The organism is Microbispora sp. NPDC049125 (assembly GCF_040802045.1).
Lineage (GTDB): Bacteria > Actinomycetota > Actinomycetes > Streptosporangiales > Streptosporangiaceae > Microbispora.
Map to the genome: position 1 here is coordinate 144,761 of NZ_JBEZDW010000002.1, position 18,575 is coordinate 163,335.

Consider the following 18,575-nt stretch of genomic DNA (forward strand, 5'->3'; position numbering starts at 1 on the left):
CAAGCCTCCGTCGTCCGCTTTCGAATCCGATCGGACCGCAGGCGGCGGCCCCGGAGTTTCGCAACCGTCACTCCGTCCCGTTGATTCCGGCCTGTCGCGAATTACGCGCAAATGCCGGTCAGATGGGGACGTGCGCCTCGGGGTTGCCGGCAATCGCATGCGGGTCCACGGCTCACTGGCGGCTCAGGCGACCGCGTCCAGGTGCGCGCGCAGTTCCCCGGGGAGCGTCACGGCGGCGCCTGCCAGGGCCTCCTCCAGTTGAGCGGCGTTGCTGACGCCGACGATCGGCGTCAGCGGCGGGACGCCTCCGGCCAGCCAGGCGAGCACCACCTGATTGCGGGTCACGCCGAGCTCGGTCGCCACCTCGGTCAGCACGGCCAGCCGCCGGCTCGTTCCCGGGTGGTCGTACGCCTCGGGCAGGGGGCGGTCGTCGCGCGTGTAGGAGCCGTTGAGCAGCGGAGTGTAGGCCCACAGAGCGACCTCGGGGTGTACGGCGACGTAGTCGAGGATCTCGTCCGTCACCCAGCCGAAGCGGTGGGTCTGGTCCGGCACCTTCGCCCAGGGGCGTGGGCTGAGGTAGGAGTGGCGCAACTGCAAGGCGGTGTACCCCGGCCATCCGTTGGTCCGGGCGATGTGGCGTGCGCGCTCCACCCGCCAGAGGGGGTGGTTGGACGCGCCGAGGCGACCGGCCGTTCCCGACTCGACGAGCAGCGCCAGCGCGTGGCCGGTCTCCTCCAGCGGCACCGACCGATCGTCCATGTGCGTCCAGAACAGGTCGACGTGATCGGTGCGCAGGCGGCGGAGGCTCTCCTCGGACGCCGTTTTGATCGCGGCGGCCGACAGCCCCTCCCGATTGGCGGGCCACTCTCCGCCGCCGACCGGCTGCGCGCCCGCCTTCGTGCTGAGGCGCACGCGGTCACGGAGGCCGGGACGCTTGGCCAGCCATTCACCGATCACATTCTCGCTGTGCCCGCCGGCACCGTCGGGGTCGGACCAGAACGCGTAGCAGTTCGCGGTGTCGATCAGTGTGCCGCCACCGTCGACGAAGCGGTCCAGCAGGTCGAACGCGGTCCGCTTGTCCACCTGGCTGCCGAAGCCCATCGCTCCGAGGGCGAGGTTCACCTGCGCCATGTCGTGCTCCCTTCGACCGAAACCGACAGGAGTCTGTCAGCTGGAGTGAACTCAAGGTCATGAAGGGATGGGCGCGGGCGATGGGCACAGCGATCGCTCCTGCCGCCCGCTTCGGTCGGAATGCCCCGCATGTCGTCGGGCTCGCCGTAGGCGAACCGTACGCCCGGTGACTGTGCCGGCGCGTCGGCGGCCGCGTCGCCCGTTCAGATGAGGACGTGCGCCTCGGGGTTGCCGGCGAAGCAGAACTGGGCGTTGCGGGTCAGCTTGTAGTCGGCGGCCTGCCAGGTGTGGGCGGTGGCGTCCGAGCCGCGCATGTAGACGAAGTTGAACCTGTCGGCGGAGTAGATCCGGACGCCCTCCTCCTTGCATCGCCGCACCAGCCGGGTGTCCTCGCCCGCGTTGACCGCCTCGAACGGCATCGAGCGCAGCAGGTCGGCGTTGGCCAGGATGGTGGCGCCCTGGATCAGGTGCGCGTAGCGGTGCTCCAGGCCGGGCAGCCGGAACACCGTGACGTCCTGGTCGGGGAAGTAGGTGTAGTGCGCCCCCTTGCCGACCATCTCGGCGTCGGCGTAGTCGAAGGCGCGCACCAGGTCGGACAGGTAGTGCTCGCCGTACAGGTTGTCGTCGTCCATCTTGGCGATCAGCTCGCCGTCGGCCTGCGCGATGCCGTGGTTCAGCACCTCGCCCAGCGTCCACGACGGGTCGGCGGCGAGCACCTTGACCGCCGGGATGCCGGCGGCGAGCGCCTTGTCCCTGACGACCGACGGGTCCTCCGACAGGCCGTGCAGCACGAGAACGAGCTCAAGGTTGCGGTGCCGCTGGCGGGCGACCTGGCTGATGGCGTGCTCCAGCTGGCCGGCCCGGTTGGTCGGCAGCACGACCGAGATGGAGGGCGAGCGGTCGGGCGACCGCCGGCCCAGGTCGCCGAGGATCTGGTCGACCCGGTGGGAGAACAGGTGCTTGTCGAACACCTCGCGCATCGCCAGATGTGCCTGGCGTGCCCGCAGCTCGGGGCTGTTGACCAGGTACAGCGCCCGGTTGTACGCCTCCTCCTGCGAGTGGGCCACCGGGATCAGCGAACCGAACGTCTCCTCGATCGCCCGTGACCAGCCGGACAGCACGGTGGTCGAGCAGGCCGACAGCTCGAAGACCCGGCGGGCGCACATGGTCGGCGAGTCGATCACCGAGTTCACGTTCAGGAAGACCTTGTACATCTTGTACGCGGCGAGCATCTGCTCGTACGGGAGCTCGCCCACGATGTGGGGGCGGTACTCCTCGGGCCAGGCGTACTTGTCGGCGACCGTGCCGTTGCGGGCGAAGATGTGCAGGCCCAGCTCGCGCACGGGGGCGAGGACGGTCTCCATCTGCTCGCGCCGCTCGGGATGCTTGTCGCGGAAGTACATCCCGGCGAAGACGATGTCGTACGGCCGGCCCTGCTTGGTCTGGATCGGGTTGTGGATCCGGGGCTGTGCCGCGAACTGGAGCACGCCGACACGATCATGTCCCAGAACTTCGCGATATTTCGGGATCATGTCGCCGTCGCACGTGTACACGTAGTCGAACAGCTTGGCGGTGTCGATGAAGAAGTCGAAGTTGGGCGGGTCCTCCTTGTTCCAGAAGACCGTGGGGATGCCCTCCTCCCGGCACCAGGCCAGCAGGTCCCGCAGCTCCTGCTTGGGAGCGTTGGTCCCGGTCATCTGGTAGCGCCAGCGGCCCTGGTTGCCGTGCCAGGCCGACTCGCAGAACAGCACCTCCGGGCGCTTCTCGGCGAAGATCTCGCGCCAGTCGTTCAGGCCGAACTCGATCTGGTCCCACTCGTACTTGAACGCCATGCGGGAGAAGTCGTCCAGGATCACCGCGACGCGCAGGTCGGGACGCACCACCGGGCCGTCCGGCCACTGCAGGGAGGGGATCTTCACCTCGGGGCCCCGGGCCTCCGCCTGGGCGACCGCCTCCAGAACCGACATCGGCGGCTTGGGGCTCTTGCGCTCCTTGATCGCCTTGCTGAGGTCGCGGGGCAGCTTGACGATCTTGGCGGGCTTGCCGGCGCCGGTGAGGGCCTGCGCCACGCGGTAGGGGCGCTGCGTCTGGGTGGCCTTGAGCTTCCAGATGGCGTAGTCGGCGCGGGCCTCCTGGGTGGCGAGCTTCTTCTCCAGCTCGCGGATCCGCTGCTCGTAGCGCTCGACGACCTTGCGCTCCTCCGGCAGCCAGTTCACCGGTCCAAGTCGCTGGAAGCGCGGGCCGTCCGGAGTCTCAGGCGTCTCGTCTGTCTCAGCCATACCTCTCCCCTTTGCCGAAGAGCCATCGTACGGGGGGCGTGGCCGTCTTTGTGCCGTTTTGTACGGACCGGCAGGACCGCTATCCGACCCGGCCGCGTGCGGCGGGGGACAGGCTCTCGCCGCGCAGCCATGCCTCGATCACCCGTGCGATCCGGGGCCCGGCCGCGCCGTCCCACAGAGGGGGCAGCTCACCGCTGGGCGTGGCCGCGCCGTCCGCGAGGGCCTTGGAGGCCGCCGCCGGGAGCGAGGCGGGCGTGACGAGCCGGTTGGTGCCGTGCGTCACGGTGATGGGCCGCTCGGTGTTCGGCCGGACCGTCAGGCAGGGCACGCCCAGCATCGTCGTCTCCTCCTGGACGCCGCCGGAGTCGGTGACGACCAGGGTCGCGCCCCTCACGAGGGACAGGAAGTCCACGTAGCCGAGCGGATCGACGATCTTCAGGTTGGGCCGGTCGACCAGGCCGGCGTCGGCCAGCCGCTGCCGGCCGCGGGGGTGCAGCGGCACGACGACCGGCACCTGCTCGGCCACGCCGAGCACCGCGTCGACCAGCTCGCGCGCCGCCGCCGGGTCGTCCACGTTCGCGGGACGGTGCAGCGTGGCGACCGCGTACCGGCCGGAGATCGCGAGCCGTTCCTGGACCGGCGCCGGGTCGAGCTTGGGCAGCGCGGCGAACAGGCTGTCGATCATCGGGTTGCCGACGAGGTGGATCCTCGCGGGGTCGACGCCCTCGTTCGCCAGATGCGACAGCGCCTCCGGGGACGTGGCGAACAGCAGGTCCGACAACGCGTCGGTGACGACCCGGTTGACCTCCTCGGGCATCTCCCGGTCGAAGGAGCGCAGGCCCGCCTCCACGTGCGCGGTGGGCACCTGGAGCTTGGCGCAGACGAGGATCGCCGCGAGCGTGGAGTTCACGTCGCCGTAGACGACCACGAGCGCCGGGCGGTGCTCCTCCACCACCTCCTCCAGGCCGACGAGCAGGGCCGCCGTCTGCCTGGCGTGCGACCCGGATCCGACGCCGAGGTTCGCGATCGGCTCGGGCAGGCCCAGGTCGGCGAAGAACACGTCCGACATCAGCGCGTCGTAGTGCTGACCGGTGTGGATGATGCCCTGGCGCACGCCGAGCTCGGCGAGCGCGCGGACCACGGGAGCCGCCTTGACGAAGTTGGGCCGGGCGCCCAGCACGTGCAGGACGAGGGGGTTGTCCCTCATTGACCTCGCCTTTCATCCGGACCTGGGGCAAACGTTGCCTATGGTACGGTCACGCCGTGGAATCGGAGGCCAACAAGCCCGCAGAGGCGGTGTCGGCGCCTGGAAATCCTCTGCCGACGTCTGAGATCGCTGCCGCGTCGGCCAAGGCCGGCCTTGGCCGCTTTCTCCGGGGTTTCGCGAGGAATCCCGTCGTCGTCTCCCGGATCTTCGTGAGCAAGGTGAAATCAGACCCGATGCGGGTGGCCCAGGCCGCCGCCGACGCGATGCCCTCCCGGATGCGCCCGCTGGTGGGCCGCATCGCGTGGCCCGCCGCCCGGTACGTCAAGGTGACCACGCGCCGGATCGTCCGCCGCATGGCCGACGGCCCGCTCGAGGCGGCGAAGGTCCACTTCGAGACCGGCAGGATGACGCAGGCGATCGAGGTGCTGCGCCCGCACGCCCGCTGGCCGTTCATCCGGCGCAGGATCGCCTACTACGAGGGCGAGATGGCCGCCATCGGGCCCGACCCGATCCCGCCGAAGCCCCGGGTCATCATGGGGGAGCCGGTGCCCGGCCGGGTGCTCCACATGGTCACCAACGCCCTGCCGTACACGCAGGCGGGGTACACCGTGCGCACCCACCGCATCGTGACCGCGCAGCGGGCCGAGGGCCTCGACCCCCACGTCGTCACGAGCTGGGGCTGGCCCATGCTCCAGGGCCACACCGACGCCGAGCCGTACGAGGAGATCGACGGCGTCCCGTACTACCGCCTGCTGCCCAAGGGCGACATGCCGTTCGAGAGCCGCGGGCGGATGATCCGCGGGGCGGCGGACGTGTCCGAGCTGGCCAGGACCCTGCGCCCACAGGTGCTGCACGCCGCGACCGACCACCGCAACGGCTCCGTCGCGCTCGCCGTCCGCGAGCGGACCGGCATCCCGTTCGTGTACGAGGTGCGCGGCTTCCTGGAGGAGACCTGGACCTCCAGGGACCCCCGGCGGATCGGCAGCGAACGCCACGTCATGCAGCGCGAGCGCGAGGCCCACATCATGCGCGAGGCCGACGCGGTCGTCACGCTGGCCGAGACGATGGCCGTCGAGATCGCCGAGCGCGGCGTCCCTCGCGAGCGCATCTTCCTCGCGCCCAACGCGGTGGACGACGCGCTGCTCACGGCCGACTACGACGGTGCGGCCCTGCGCGCGCAGTACGGCATCCTCCCGAGCGAGATCGTCGTGGGCTCTGTGTCGAGCATCGTCGGCTATGAGGGCTTCGCCACATTGCTGTCGGCCGCCGCGCTGCTGCGCGACGCGAAGACCCCCGTGAAGGTCCTGCTCGTGGGCGACGGCGCCGAGCGGCCCGCCCTGCTCGAACAGGTGCAGCGGCTGAAGCTGGGCGACATCGCCATCCTGCCCGGACGGGTCGGGCCGGACGAGGCGCTGCAGGCGCAGGCCGCCATCGACATCTTCGTCTGCCCGCGTGAGGACCTGCGGGTCTGCCGCCTCGTCACGCCGCTGAAGCCGGTCGAGGCGATGGCCCTGGGCAAGCCGGTCGTGCTGAGCGACCTGCCGGCCCTGTCGGAGCTCGTGGGCGGCGACGGAGCGGGTCTCCTGGTGCCCCCGGGGGACGCGGCCGCCCTGGCGAAGGCCCTCGCCGCGCTGCGTGACGACCCTGAGCGCCGCCGCACGATGGGCGAGGCGGGCCGGGCCGAGGTGGCCGCCCACCGTACGTGGAGCAGCCTCGCACGGACGTATCGGCAGATTTACGGTTCGCTGACCTAAGCCCGGAACGGGGTTGAAAGGCGGATCTGGTGCATCAGGCATCCTTGGTGCTGAGTTGAGATAACCTTTGCCACCATGAAGTGTTGTTTCCGCCCCCAGGTCACGCCGTGACCGCCTTCGATCTCACGATCATCGGGCTGGGATACGTGGGCATGCCGCTGGCCAAGGAGGCCACGGCGGCCGGTCTGCGGGTGGCCGGTCTCGATCTGGACCCCCGTAAGGTCGACGCGCTCAACGCCGGCCGGTCCTACATCGACGATCTGACCGACGCCGACCTCGACGGGATGCTGTCCGCCGGCTTCACCGCCACGCTGGACGCCTCCGTGCTGGCCCGGTCGGCCGCCATCGTCATCTGCGTCCCGACGCCGCTCGATGAGGACCACCGGCCCGACCTGTCGGCCGTCGAGGGCGCGAGCAGGACCGTGGCCGAGCACATGCGGCCCGGGACCCTCGTGGTCCTGGAGTCCACCACCTGGCCCGGCACCACCGACGAGCTCGTGCGGCCGATCCTGGAGAAGTCCGGGCTCGCCGCGGGCGCCGACTTCCACCTGGCGTTCTCGCCGGAGCGGATCGATCCGGGCAACCCCAAGTACGGCCTGCGCAACACGCCCAAGGTCGTCGGCGGGTACACGACCGCGTGCAAGGAACGGGCGACGGCCTTCTACGCCCAGTTCGTCGAGCGGGTGGTGCCCGTCAGCGGCACCCGCGAGGCCGAGATGGCCAAGCTCCTGGAGAACACCTACCGGCATGTGAACATCGCCCTCGTCAACGAGATGGCGATCTTCTGTGACGAGCTCGGGGTGAACCTCTGGGAGGCCATCGAGGCGGCCTCCACCAAGCCGTTCGGGTTCCAGAAGTTCCTCCCCGGCCCGGGTGTGGGCGGTCACTGCATCCCGGTGGACCCGTCGTACCTGTCGTACACGGTCCGCAAGCTCGGCTACCCGTTCCGGTTCGTCGAGCTGGCCCAGGAGATCAACGAGCGGATGCCGTCGTACGTGGTGGCCCGCGTGCAGCGGCTGCTCAACCGGGCCCGCAAGCCGGTGAACGGCTCCAAGGTGCTCCTTCTCGGCGTGACGTACAAGCCGGACATCGCCGACGAGCGTGAGACGCCGGCGATCGGCGTGGCCGAGGCTCTGATGGATCTGGGCGCCGACCTGTCGTTCTGCGACCCGTACGTCCAGGAGTGGTCGGTCGAGGGCACGAGCGTGCCCCGTCAGGACGATCTGGCCGCCGCCGTGGCGGAGGCCGACGTGACCGTCCTGCTCCAGCAGCACTCCGTGTTCGACCTCGACGTGGTGGAGAGCCGGGCCGGGCTCGTGCTGGACACCCGCGGCGTTCTGACGCCGAGCGATCGCGTCGAGCGGTTGTAGAAAGGGTCGCGCGTGCATGTGCTCGTCATGACGGTGGTGCATCACCCCGAGGACGCCCGGATCCTGCACCGGCAGATCCGCGCGCTCGTCGATGCCGGTCATGAGGTCACGTACGCCGCGCCGTACACCGCCCGGGGGGTCATGCCCCGGGCGTGGGTGAACGGGGTGGACCTCCCGAGGGCGGCCGAGCGGCGGCGGTTCACCGCCGTCCGGGCCGCGCGCCGGCTCTTCAAGAGCATGCGCGGCAAGGTCGACCTGGTGCTCATCCACGACCCCGAGCTGCTGCTGGCGGTGGCGGGCGTGCGGCGCCGCCCGCCCGTGGTGTGGGACGTCCACGAGGACACCCCCGCCACGCTCTCCCTGAAGCCGTGGCTGCCCGCGTTCCTGCGACCGCCGATGCGGTTCCTCGCCCGGCTCATGGAGGGGACGGCCGAGCGGCACCTGCACCTGCTGCTGGCCGAGGTCGCCTACGCCGGTCGCTTCTCCCGGGATCACCTCGTGGTCCCCAACGAGACGTGGGTGCCCGACAGCGTCAGCCCGCCCGGCGACGACCGCGTGGTCTATCTGGGCTGGCTGTCGGAGGCCAGAGGCGTCCACGAGGCGATCGAGGTGGCCCGGCTGCTCCAGCCCCACCGGGTGGCCGTCGAGCTGATCGGGTACGCCGACCCCCAGAGCCGCCCGCTGCTCAACGACGCCGTCGAGCGCGGCCTGCTGGAGTGGCGCGACTTCATGCCGAACGACGAGGCGCTGAAACGGCTCGACGGCGCGCTCGCGGGCCTGTCGCTCCTCCACGACGAGCCGAACTACCGCCACTCCATGCCCACGAAGATCGTGGAGTACATGGCGCACGGCGTTCCGGTGATCACTACTCCGTCACCGCGTGCGGTCGAGCTGGTCGAGCGCTACCAGTGCGGCCTCGTGGTGCCCTGGGAGGACGCCGGCGCGGTCGCCTCGGCGGTTCTCCGGCTCAGGGACAACTCGTTCGAACGACGCGGAACCGGCGGCCGGGGTTACGCCGCCGCCCGGGCCAACCACCACTGGCCGAACTCCGCGCGCCGCTTCGTCTCCCAGCTTGAGGCATGGGCCGGCGTCAAGAGCTGAACACGAGCTGAACACGCCGGATTAAGCGGTATGTCCCTACTCGACGGGCGGTAGTGTCCTGAACGTGCGCTGGCTCACTCTGATCTTGGGCGTGGCGATTCTGGCGGGCGTCGCATCCCTGGTGGTCGTCCTGCGGGACGGGACCGCCGCGTCCCCCGCCGTCAACGCCGGGACGACGTCCGAAGCGACCCCCGCGGCCCCCGAGAGCCCTGCGCCGTCGAAGAGCGCGTTCACCGACCCCTGCGGGACGTTCGACACCTCCGCCCCCACGCCGTACGAGGTCAGCGGCTACTGGCTGGTCCCCACCGCCGACCCGTGCACCTGGCGCAGCCAGCTCCAGGCCATCCACCGGCTGGGCGGGGACACCGTCGTACGGCTCGGCTTCGGCCTGTCGCCGCGCCAGGTCGACGACGACGGCCGCATCCTGGAGCGGCCGGACGACAAGCAGCCGGACAAGGACCTCAAGCCCGACGGCCGCTACGAGGTGTGCACCGAGGGCGGGATCCCCTGCGAGAAGGCGGCCGAGAACGACCTCAAGGCCGCCAACCCCTCCAACCGGATCACCTGGACGTATGTCTACCGGACCGACGAGCACTACGGGCCCGGCATCTTCCGCTGCCCGTCGATGGAGCACATGATCGAGGTCGGCGGCTCGGTCTTCTACCGGCTGATCGCGCCCGACGACGGCTCGGACGACCCCACCTGCGACTTCACCTCCAAGGGGCGCGGCTACCACCTGATCCTCGTCTCGGCCGGGGCGAAGGACAGCCTCAGCGAGCTGCTCGACCTCGGCGACCGCTTCGGCATCAGGGTGTTCCCCGCCCTGCCGCTCGCCCCCAGGGACCCGGCCGAGTTCACCCGGGCCGACCCCCGGCACATCGGCACGCTGACCACGCTGACCCGGCGGATCCTGCAGGACTACGGCGACCGGTTCACCGGCCGCGAGTCGCTCGGCGGGGTCTACCAGCCGTTCGAGCTGCAGCTCAGGGACTGGCCCGACCCGTCCAAGGTGCAGACGCTCCAGGTGTACGCCGAGCAGCACCGCATCGTCGAGCAGGAGCTTCCCGGCAAGCCCATCCTCGTCAGCCCGTACATCGACAGCCGCAGGCGGCTCAAGTACACCTCCACGCCGGCGCAGGTCGCGGCCGGCTTCAAGGCGCTGGCGCAGACCGGCGTGGGGATCGTCGCCCCGCAGGACGGCCGGGGGACCGGCAAGGGCGCCCTCTTCTGGCCGAACCTGAAGAACCAGCCGGTCGACCAGAGCCTGGAGCCCGTCGTCGGCGAGAGCACGAACGCCACGGCCTACTACGGCGGCACGCGGGACTACTACCGCAGCATGGCGCAGGCCCGCGAGGAGCTGGCCCAGGAAGGCGTCCAGGTGCAGCTGTGGGCCAACGTGGAGGGGTTCGAGCCCTCGGCGACGGAAGCGTGCGGCCAGCAGGGCACAAGGGGCAAGACGGACAAACCACGGCTCGACACCCAGGTCACGATGGCCGCGCCGTACGTCTCGAAGATCATCTCCTATATGTGGAGCGACTTTTTCACCTGCGGGTCGCCGTCACTGTCGGAGGAGATCGCGGCGGACTGGAACCGCCCGATCGCGATCGAGGCGCGCCGGGCGAAGCGGCAGATCCAGGACGGCATGGAGATCCGCGGCTACCACATCGGCGACGCCAAGGTCACGCTGAGCTGGACCGGCCTGGACACCCCGAGAGTGGTCGACTCGGCCTCCGTCGGCTGGCACGACCCCACTCCCATCCCGGACCTTCCCGCCCAGGCCGAGAAGATCTGGATCCCGGTCGACTGGGCCACCGTGCCGGACGACGTCTGGGTGCGCGTCGACGTCACCGCCCCCGACGGCCGCAAGGCCGCCGAGTCCGTCTACTACCACAACGCGTCCTGACCGGGGGCACACGGCCTCAAGGGCCATGTCGCCGGATCGGCGACATGGCCGCCGCATAGACCTCGCCTGGTGGCGCCCCAAGGGCTCCATCGCTCCGCAGCTCCACCGCGGCCCTACGCCGGGGCGGATCTTCCCTGCGATGATTACGGGGTATGGAGCTGGTGGGATCGATGGAGCCGCCAGGGGAGCGGATCGTGGGCCGGGCCGCGGAGCTGGCGGCGATCGACGAGCTCATTGCCGCTTCGGCCGACGGGCGCGGCGCGGCCGTGATGATCGTCGGCGAGGCGGGCATCGGCAAGTCGCGACTGCTCGCGGAGGCGTCGGCCCGGGCGTCGGCGGCGGGCATGGAGGTGCTGGCGGGCCGGGCGGTGCTGGGTGGCGGCACGTACCGGGCGCTGGCCACCGCGCTGGTCGGGCGCTTGCGGGATGCCATGCTCACGGAGGACGCCGAGCTGCGGCCGTATCGGGCGGCGCTGGGGCGGATCATTCCCGATTTCGGACCGGCCGATGATGCCGCCAGAGCCGACGCGATGGTCGATCCCGCTGTGCTGGTGGGAGAGGGCATGCTGCGGCTGCTGCGCGTGGTCGGCGCCGGACGCGGATGCCTGCTGGTGCTGGATGACCTGCACTGGGCCGACCCGGACACGCTCGCGGTCCTGGAGTACCTGGTCGATCAGGTAGCCGACCAGCGGATCTCGATCTGTGGGGCGGCGCGGGAGGAGCCGCGCACCGCCGATCAGATCGAGCGGGTCGGCCGGCGGCCGGCCGTCAGGGTGCTGCGGCCGGCCCGGCTGGACTCGGCCCAGGTGGCCGAGCTGGCCGGTGATCGGGCCGGTGTGCCGCTCGCGGCGTCGACCGCCTCGTTCGTGGTGGAGCGCTGCGACGGGCTGCCGCTGCTGGTGGAGGAGCTGACGGCGGGGATGCGCGAGACGGGCGTGGACCTGGCCGCCCCGCAGGAGGCGTTGAACGACATCGCGGTGCCGCCGACGTTGCGGGCGCTCGTCGACGAGCGGATGGCGGCCCTGGCCGAGGAGCACCGCCGGTTGCTGCACGTGGCGGCGGTGGTGGGGGTTGACCTGGGCTGGGATGTGGTGGCCTCGGTGGCGCAGGCGGAGGAGCCGGTGCTGCTGGCGGGTCTGCGCGCCGCCACCCGGGCGCATCTGCTGCGCGCCGAGGGCGATGAGCTGACCTGGCGGCACTCGCTCACCCGGGAGGCGGTGCTGGCGGGACTGCTGCCGCCGGAGCGGGCTGTGATGGCACGGCGCGCCGCGGAACTGCTCGACGGCGGTGGCGTCGGTGAGGCGGACGTGCGGGCCGCCGAACTGCTGGCCGCGGTAGGAGAGCGTGAGCGGGCCGGCCGGATCCTGCTCCGGCTGGCCCGCCACGATCTCGCACGAGGGGCGTTACGCAGCGCGCGGGCACTGCTGGCCCGGGTGGAGGCCGCCGGTGCGATCCGCGTCGCGTGGGCCATCGAGCAGGTCCGGCTGCTGACGCTCGCCGGCGAGGTGGAAGCGGCGTTGCGTACGGGGGGACAGGTCCTCGACACCGCGACCGGGGACGAGTACGTCGAGCTGTGTCTGCAGCTGGCCCGTAGCTCCATGGCGGGCGGCCGCCGGATGGCGGCGATCGAGTATGCCGAGCGAGCCGGCCGGCCGCACGATCCGCGTTTCGCCATCGTGCGGGCCGACGCCGCCTACAGCGAGGGGGATCCGCGTCCGCGAAGCCGAGCGCTCCGGCGACGGCGAATCTCTGGTGGGTGCGCTGCTCGTGCAGGGGCGTTGCCTGGCCCGTAGTGATGCGGCTGCGGCGCGGGCGGCGTTCGGGCGGGCGGTGCGGGTGGCCGCCAGGCGTGGCCTGACCCCGCTGCGCGTGGCCGCTCTGTTCCACCTGGCCGCCGTTCAGCGTGGGCAGCCCGACCCGCCCGCGCTGGCCGAGGCCCGCGAGATCGCTGAGTCCGCCGGGCTGCTGGGGCAGTTGGCGTCGATCGACTTGCTGGTGGCCGACCTGGCGCTGGCGGCGCACGGTCCCCGCGTGGGTGAGCCGGTGGCTCGCAGATGTGCCGAGCTGTCAGCGCGGCTGCGGCTCACGAGTGTCCAGGCGGTCGCCGAGCTGTTCGTCGCGGCCGCCCGCGCAGGTGCCGGAGACCGCGACGGCGTGGAGCGATGGCTGCGCCGGGCCGGATCCCGACCGAACGCGCCGCGGGAGGTGCGGGCCGGTCTTGACCTGGTACGCGCCATCTGCTCGGTCGTGACCGGAGACCTGCCGGGCGCGGCCGCGCAGGCCGATGACGGCGCTTCGATCCTGGCAGGTCACGCCTCGGCCGCTCCCACCCACTGGTGGGGGCTGTGGTTGCTGCTGCGCGAAGTGACCGGCCACGAGCCGCAGGACGCCCGCGCGGTGTTCCAGCACGCCCGGATGGGCCGCCGAGGGGTCAACCGGGGTGCGCTGCTCTATGCGGGCGCCGTCGCCGCGGGCCGCGAGGGCAGGGTGGAGGACTCGGCGCAGGCCATGGCCAGCGGGGATGCGGCGCTCGAGGTGTATCCGTGGTGGCATCGGCTGCTGCGGCTGCCGGTGTGGACCGCCGCGGTGATCGAGGGATGGGGCGATCCCGTACCGGGACTGCGCGCCGACCTGGCTTGCCACGAGCTCAACGGTGACGAGGCGCTGGCGCGGCAGTGCCGTGACCTGCTGCGGCAGGCCGGTGCGCCGTCCCGCCGCAGCAGGGGCGCGAGCGTGCCGCCCAGGCTGCGCGCCGCCGGGATCACCAGCCGGGAGGTCGAGGTGCTCGCCCTGGTGGCCGAGGGGCTGAGCAACGCGCAGATCGCAGCACGGCTGCACCTGTCCGTACGCACGGTGGAAACCCACGTCAGCCGGCTGCTGGCGAAGACCGGCGCGGCCGACCGGACCCGGTTACGTACGTACGCGCCCGGTCAACATCAGTAGCCGGCACGGACGCGTAGCCGGCCGTGCCCCGGCCACCCTGGTGGACATGACCACAACGAAGGAAGGCAAGGGCACCTCCATGCGCAAGTCCGCGACCGCTGCCGTACTCCTCATCTCGGCCGTCACCGGCTTCACCGGTGCGGCCACGCCGGCTTCAGCCGGAGCCACCGCCGACCAGATCGTCAAGATCAGGCCGCTGCACGCCACCAACAAGTGCCTGGACATTCAAGCCGGTAGCCCTGCCAACAGCGCCAATCTGATTCAGTACGACTGCACTGGCGCCGCGAACCAGAAATTCCGCCTGGTCCGCGTAAGCGGCAATGATTTCGAGATCCGCCCGACCCACGTCACCGGGAAGTGCCTCGACATCCAAGGCGGTAGCACATCTGAGGGAGCGCGGGTGATCCAGTACGACTGCTCCGGCTCTTCGAACCAGCGGTTCGAGCTCACCAACGGCGGGTCATCGCTGAACAACATCAAGCCGCGGCACGTCTTCAACATGTGCTTCGACGTGCCGAGCGCAAGTACCGCGAACAGTGTGAACATCATCCAGTTCCCCTGCAAGGGCGGGGCCGACAATCAGCTGTTCGAGTTCCTGCCGACGTTGTGAAAGTGATCGCGAGCGAGCGTGGGCACGGCGCGACCATCCATCCTGACCACCATGAGGAGGACGACACTCATGCCCGAAGATCCACTGGTGAACCCGCTGTTCCCGCGAGCTTCGCGCTACCACCCCGGCTGGATTCGCTCCAGCGTCAGCGGCGGAGCCAACTCGCTGTGGCTGACCGAATGGCTCACCGAGGCGATGACGCTACAGCCCGGGATGCGGGTGCTGGATCTGGGCTGCGGCCGCGGCGCGTCATCGATCTTCCTGCACCGCGAGTTCGACGTTCAGGTCTGGGCGACGGACCTGTGGTTCGGCGTGGACGATCGGTCGCACCGCATCCGCGATGCCGGCGTCGGCCACGCGGTGTTCCCGATCCACGCCGACGCCCGATCCTTGCCGTTCGCGGCGGGCTTCTTCGACGCCGTCATCAGCATCGACTCTTTCGTCTACTACGGCACCGACGACCTTTACCTCAACTATCTGGCCCGGTTCGTCCGGCCGGGCGGCCAGATCGGCATCGCCGGCGCGGGACTGACTCAAGAGATCGACGGGCCGGTCCCCGAGCATCTGCGGGGTTGGTGGGAGCCGAGCATGGCCTGCCTGCACTCGGCCCACTGGTGGCACCGCCACTGGGAACGCAGCGGAATCATCAGCGTGGACCTCGCCGACACCATGACGGACGGCTGGAAGTGCTGGCTGGAATGGCAACAGGCGATCTCACCGGACAACGAGGCGGAGATCGACGCCCTCACCGCCGATCGCGGACGTCACCTGGGGTACGTGCGCGCGGTGGCCCGGCGTCGACCGGACACCGCCCTCGACGAACCCATCTCTTCGATCCCCGTCACGTATACGAAGCAGCCCCTGGAGCGCACCTGAGCGGCGACGGCAGATGCCACAGCGGCATCGGGAGCACGCGTGTTCTGCTCGATGGGGGGTGACGACCGGCCAAGTGCGGTCACCCGGCGGAGCGACCGTCGTGGAAGCGAAGAGTCGGGTGGTGCAGGCGACGTGAGAAGATCACCGGTCCTCGCCGACCACGCCGTGACAGATGCGAGGAGGGATCCATGAACTTCAGTGAGACCGTGCGCTCGGCCTTCCGGCGTGGTGAGAGCGACGTCGTGGTGCGCATGAGCGAGGCCGAGATCGAGCGGGCCCGGGTGGCCGGCGACCCGGCGGGCGAGGTGGAGGCCCGGTACAGCCTGGCCCGGGTCGCCACCGCCGTCGAGGTGCTCGGCCCGGCCGCCTTCCAGGAAGAGTACGCCCGAGGTCGGCGGGCCGTGTTCATTTGGGGCTACCGCCCCGCCTCCTTCGCGTTCGGAGAACACCCTGCCTCCGCCGCGGACGGAGGACTGGCATTTCCGGAACAGAGTGCTCGGTGGAGCTTCGGGTCACGAGGTTGCAGCGGTAGGTGCCAGCAGATCTATTGCCTGCAGCGCAGCGCTAGCGCCAAGTACCTGCCTCGTAACCCGAACGGCTACTCCGGCATCGGAGGCATGAGCGTCTCCTGCCTGATCGGTGTGACGACAGGCGAGGGGGACCGCCAGGCGGGCGGCCGCTGTGGGCCTCGGTGCTTGTCGGGGGCGACGGCGAGGGGGCGCGCATCCTGTAGCGTGCCTACCGTGATCCCGCGAATTCCGGTCAGCGTGGATCTGGTCGTTCTCACCGTCAGGTCCCAGGAGCTCAGCGCGCTGGTCTGGCGCCGCGACAGGCCTCCGTACGAAGGCCGATGGGCCCTTTCCGGCGGGTTCATCAAGCTGGAGGAGGACCTTCCGGCCGCCGCGGCCCGCGTGCTCGCCGAGCGCGCCGGGCTGCCCGGCGCCCCCGTCCACCTCGAACAGCTCCAGACGTACGGCTACCCGGACCGGGACCCCCGCCAGCGGGTGGTCAGCGTCGCCTACCTGGGGCTCGCCCCCGACCTGCCGGCCTCGACCGAGGCGCACATGAGCTGGCAGCCGGTGGCCGAGCTCACCGAGATGGCGTTCGACCACCGCAGGATCATGCTCGACGGCGTCGAGCGGGCCCGGGCCAAGCTGGAGTACACCTCGCTGGGCGTGTCGTTCTGCCCTTCCGAGTTCACCGTGGCGGAGCTGCGCCGCGTCTACGAGATCGTCTGGGGCCGCCCGCTCGACCCGCGGAACTTCCACCGGAAGGTCACCAAGACGGAGGGGTTCCTCCTGCCGAGCGGCCGGACCACGACCCGGGACGGCGGACGCCCGGCCATGCTCTACCGCCGTGGCCCGGCGGTGCTGCTGCACCCCCCGATGCTGCGGATCTGAACTCCACAGAACGATCTTTATGGATATATTCCTGCCATGCTCGTTGCGGCCCCGCACGTCTCCGACGCGCCGGCCAAATCACCGGAAACCCCACGGCTTCGCGTGCTCGACCTGCTCAGGTTCTGCGCGGCGCTCGCGGTGGTCCTGTTCCACTTCGGAGAGACCCGCGCCTGGGGCACCCCCAACGCCTTTCCCGCGCTGAGCGCGGTGACGATGTTCGGCGTGTACGGCGTGCGGCTGTTCTTCCTGATCAGCGGGTTCGTCATCCTGATGAGCGCGTGGGGCCGTGACGCGGGCGACTTCGCGGCGTCGCGGATCGCCCGCCTCTATCCGGCGTACTGGGCGAGCGTGCTCGCCCTCGGAGCGCTGGCGGTCGCCGGGCTCGTCACCGACCACCGGCCGACCTTCGCCGAGCTGCTGGCCAACCTCACCATGCTCCAGCACGGCCTGCGGGTGCGCGACCTGGAGATCGTCTACTGGACGCTCTGGCAGGAGCTGGTCTTCTACGCCCTCATGGCGTGCTTCGCCGCCGTCGGCATCACCTACCGCCGGTGCCTGGCGTTCCTGGGCGGATGGGTGTTCCTGCTGGCGATCGCCGAGCGGGTCGACGCCGACCTCCTCCAGGCGGTGCTCGTCCCGTTCGCCGCGCCGTACTTCATCGCGGGCATGGCCCTTTTCCTCGTCCACCGCTTCGGCGGGTCGCTGTTCCCCTGGCTGTTCGTCGGCGCCGGATGGGCGCTGGCGCTCGTCCAGGTGCTGGGGGAGAACCCGCCGGCGATCACGCGGTACGGCACGGCGCTCGGCTCCGCCCTGGTCGTGGGCGTCGTCTCGCTGCTCTTCCTGACGATGATCCTGGTGGCGCTGGGCGTCCTCGACCGGCTCGACTGGAAATGGCTGACCGCGCTCGGCGCGCTGACCTACCCGCTCTACCTCTTCCACCACCACGTCGGATTCCTGCTCATCGGGCGGCTCCACGGCGTGGTGGGCAACGGTTTCACGCTGTCGCTGGCCGTCGCGGCCGCCCTCGCCGTGGCGTACGGCGTGCACCGGCTGGTGGAGCGCCCCCTGGCGCCCCGGCTGCGGGCCGGTCTCGACCGCTCGCTCGCCGCCGGCTACCTGCCCCGGGGCGGGTAGATCTCGCCGCCCTTGAGCTCCCGGCCCCGCAGCAGGGTCGTCACGGTCACGAACCGGTAGTGCTGCTTCTCCAGCGCGGTGAGGACGCCCGGCATCGCCTTGACCGTCTCGGGGACGATGTCGTGCAGCAGGATGACCGCATTGCGCTTGGCCATCGCCAGCGTCCGCTTCGCGATCACCTTGGTGTTCCTGGCCTGCCAGTCGAGGGTGGAGCCCGTCCAGAGGATCTGCGGCAGGCCGAGCTCGGCCATGATCTGGCCGACCCGCTCGTCGGTGGCGCCGCTCGGCGGGCGCATCATCGTCGGAGCCTTGCCGATGGTCCGGTAGACGATGTCGGAGGTCGTGGTGATCTCGCTGCGGATCTCCTGGTCGGGAAGCGTCGTCAGGACCGGGTGGTTCCACGTGTGGTTGCCGATCTCGTGGCCCTCCTTCACGATCCGCCGGGTCAGCTCCGGCCGGTTGGCCACCTTCCTGCCGAGCACGAAGAACGTGGCCTTGGCCTTGTGCTTCTTCAACGTGTCGAGCAGGGCCGGCGTGTACGGCCACGGGCCGTCGTCGAAGGTCAGGGCGATGCACTTGTACCTCGCGCAGTACGGCTTCTTCGCCGTCACGCCGGCGGCCGTCGTGCTGACGCTCGCCGCTCTGAGAGCCGACGTCCCAAGGGCCGGCGTCCCGAGGGCCGGCGTGCCGACGGCGGTCTTGCCGGGGGACACGGCCGTTTCCGCCGTCGCCGGGACGACGCAGGCGCCGGCCGCGCAGGCCCCGGCGAGCACAAGTCTGATCTTCCGCCACATGCCGCCGAATCCTAGTGAAACGGGACGTGAGGGGCGACCGGCGACGGGACGGACGGAGTCCCGGAGGCCGGGC

14 protein-coding genes are annotated in these 18,575 nt (G+C 70.7%); 10 read left to right on the forward strand and 4 right to left on the reverse strand.

Going from position 1 to position 18,575, the window contains the following annotated elements; translation table 11 throughout:
• Positions 1-183: 183 nt before the first annotated feature.
• The 3 genes from AB0B72_RS03110 to wecB all read right to left on the reverse strand — a co-directional run bounded on the left by AB0B72_RS03110 (position 184) and on the right by wecB (position 4,617).
• On the reverse strand, positions 184-1,131 hold the full coding sequence (locus AB0B72_RS03110; protein WP_367736618.1) for an aldo/keto reductase: 948 nt from the start codon (positions 1,129-1,131) through the stop codon (positions 184-186).
• Between the two features lie 203 nt (positions 1,132-1,334).
• On the reverse strand, positions 1,335-3,410 hold the full coding sequence (locus tag AB0B72_RS03115) for a glycosyltransferase (protein ID WP_367736619.1): 2,076 nt from the start codon (positions 3,408-3,410) through the stop codon (positions 1,335-1,337).
• 79 nt (positions 3,411-3,489) lie between these two features.
• Positions 3,490-4,617 (reverse strand): non-hydrolyzing UDP-N-acetylglucosamine 2-epimerase, encoded by a 1,128-nt coding sequence (gene wecB, locus AB0B72_RS03120; protein WP_367736620.1) that lies wholly within the window; start codon positions 4,615-4,617, stop codon positions 3,490-3,492.
• A gap of 218 nt (positions 4,618-4,835) precedes the next feature.
• Here wecB and AB0B72_RS03125 point away from each other — a divergent pair, with 218 nt between their 5' ends.
• The 10 genes from AB0B72_RS03125 to AB0B72_RS03170 all read left to right on the forward strand — a co-directional run bounded on the left by AB0B72_RS03125 (position 4,836) and on the right by AB0B72_RS03170 (position 17,708).
• Positions 4,836-6,371, forward strand: a complete 1,536-nt coding sequence (locus AB0B72_RS03125; protein WP_367736621.1) for a glycosyltransferase family 4 protein — start codon at positions 4,836-4,838, stop codon at positions 6,369-6,371.
• A gap of 107 nt (positions 6,372-6,478) precedes the next feature.
• A complete protein-coding gene (locus AB0B72_RS03130) occupies positions 6,479-7,741 on the forward strand; it encodes a nucleotide sugar dehydrogenase (protein WP_367736622.1) in 1,263 nt (420 codons plus the stop codon).
• A 12-nt stretch (positions 7,742-7,753) separates the two neighbouring features.
• On the forward strand, positions 7,754-8,842 hold the full coding sequence (locus AB0B72_RS03135) for a glycosyltransferase (protein ID WP_367736623.1): 1,089 nt from the start codon (positions 7,754-7,756) through the stop codon (positions 8,840-8,842).
• A gap of 64 nt (positions 8,843-8,906) precedes the next feature.
• Complete coding sequence (locus AB0B72_RS03140) at positions 8,907-10,745, forward strand: DUF4434 domain-containing protein (RefSeq protein WP_367736624.1); 1,839 nt, start codon at positions 8,907-8,909, stop codon at positions 10,743-10,745.
• A 152-nt stretch (positions 10,746-10,897) separates the two neighbouring features.
• Positions 10,898-12,538, forward strand: a complete 1,641-nt coding sequence (locus AB0B72_RS03145) for an AAA family ATPase (RefSeq protein WP_367736625.1) — start codon at positions 10,898-10,900, stop codon at positions 12,536-12,538.
• Positions 12,498-13,688: a response regulator transcription factor gene (locus AB0B72_RS03150; protein ID WP_367736626.1), complete on the forward strand. Its 1,191-nt coding sequence runs from the start codon at positions 12,498-12,500 to the stop codon at positions 13,686-13,688. The genes AB0B72_RS03145 and AB0B72_RS03150 overlap by 41 nt, the downstream gene beginning before the upstream one ends.
• A gap of 46 nt (positions 13,689-13,734) precedes the next feature.
• A complete protein-coding gene (locus AB0B72_RS03155) occupies positions 13,735-14,298 on the forward strand; it encodes an RICIN domain-containing protein (protein ID WP_367736627.1) in 564 nt (187 codons plus the stop codon).
• Between the two features lie 69 nt (positions 14,299-14,367).
• On the forward strand, positions 14,368-15,174 hold the full coding sequence (locus AB0B72_RS03160; protein WP_367736628.1) for a cyclopropane-fatty-acyl-phospholipid synthase family protein: 807 nt from the start codon (positions 14,368-14,370) through the stop codon (positions 15,172-15,174).
• Positions 15,175-15,917: 743 nt separating this feature from the next.
• Positions 15,918-16,574 carry an NUDIX domain-containing protein gene (locus tag AB0B72_RS03165; protein ID WP_367736841.1) on the forward strand — a complete coding sequence of 219 codons (657 nt, stop codon included), beginning with the start codon at positions 15,918-15,920 and terminating at the stop codon, positions 16,572-16,574.
• 36 nt (positions 16,575-16,610) lie between these two features.
• Positions 16,611-17,708 carry an acyltransferase family protein gene (locus AB0B72_RS03170; protein ID WP_367736629.1) on the forward strand — a complete coding sequence of 366 codons (1,098 nt, stop codon included), beginning with the start codon at positions 16,611-16,613 and terminating at the stop codon, positions 17,706-17,708.
• On the opposite strand, the gene AB0B72_RS03175 is transcribed toward AB0B72_RS03170, so the two are convergent.
• Positions 17,687-18,502 carry a polysaccharide deacetylase family protein gene (locus tag AB0B72_RS03175; protein ID WP_367736630.1) on the reverse strand — a complete coding sequence of 272 codons (816 nt, stop codon included), beginning with the start codon at positions 18,500-18,502 and terminating at the stop codon, positions 17,687-17,689. The genes AB0B72_RS03170 and AB0B72_RS03175 overlap by 22 nt on opposite strands.
• Between the last annotated feature and the right edge of the window lie 73 nt (positions 18,503-18,575).

Bases quoted from the DNA above. Each gene is read 5' to 3' on its own strand.
- AB0B72_RS03110 (WP_367736618.1), bottom strand. From the start codon at position 1,131: ATGGCGCAGGTGAACCTCGCCCTCGGAGCGATGGGCTTCGGCAGCCAG.
- AB0B72_RS03155 (WP_367736627.1), top strand. From the start codon at position 13,735: ATGACCACAACGAAGGAAGGCAAGGGCACCTCCATGCGCAAGTCCGCG.
- AB0B72_RS03175 (WP_367736630.1), bottom strand. From the start codon at position 18,502: ATGTGGCGGAAGATCAGACTTGTGCTCGCCGGGGCCTGCGCGGCCGGC.
- AB0B72_RS03160 (WP_367736628.1), top strand. From the start codon at position 14,368: ATGCCCGAAGATCCACTGGTGAACCCGCTGTTCCCGCGAGCTTCGCGC.
- AB0B72_RS03145 (WP_367736625.1), top strand. From the start codon at position 10,898: ATGGAGCTGGTGGGATCGATGGAGCCGCCAGGGGAGCGGATCGTGGGC.
- AB0B72_RS03115 (WP_367736619.1), bottom strand. From the start codon at position 3,410: ATGGCTGAGACAGACGAGACGCCTGAGACTCCGGACGGCCCGCGCTTC.
- AB0B72_RS03170 (WP_367736629.1), top strand. From the start codon at position 16,611: ATGCTCGTTGCGGCCCCGCACGTCTCCGACGCGCCGGCCAAATCACCG.
- wecB (WP_367736620.1), bottom strand. From the start codon at position 4,617: ATGAGGGACAACCCCCTCGTCCTGCACGTGCTGGGCGCCCGGCCCAAC.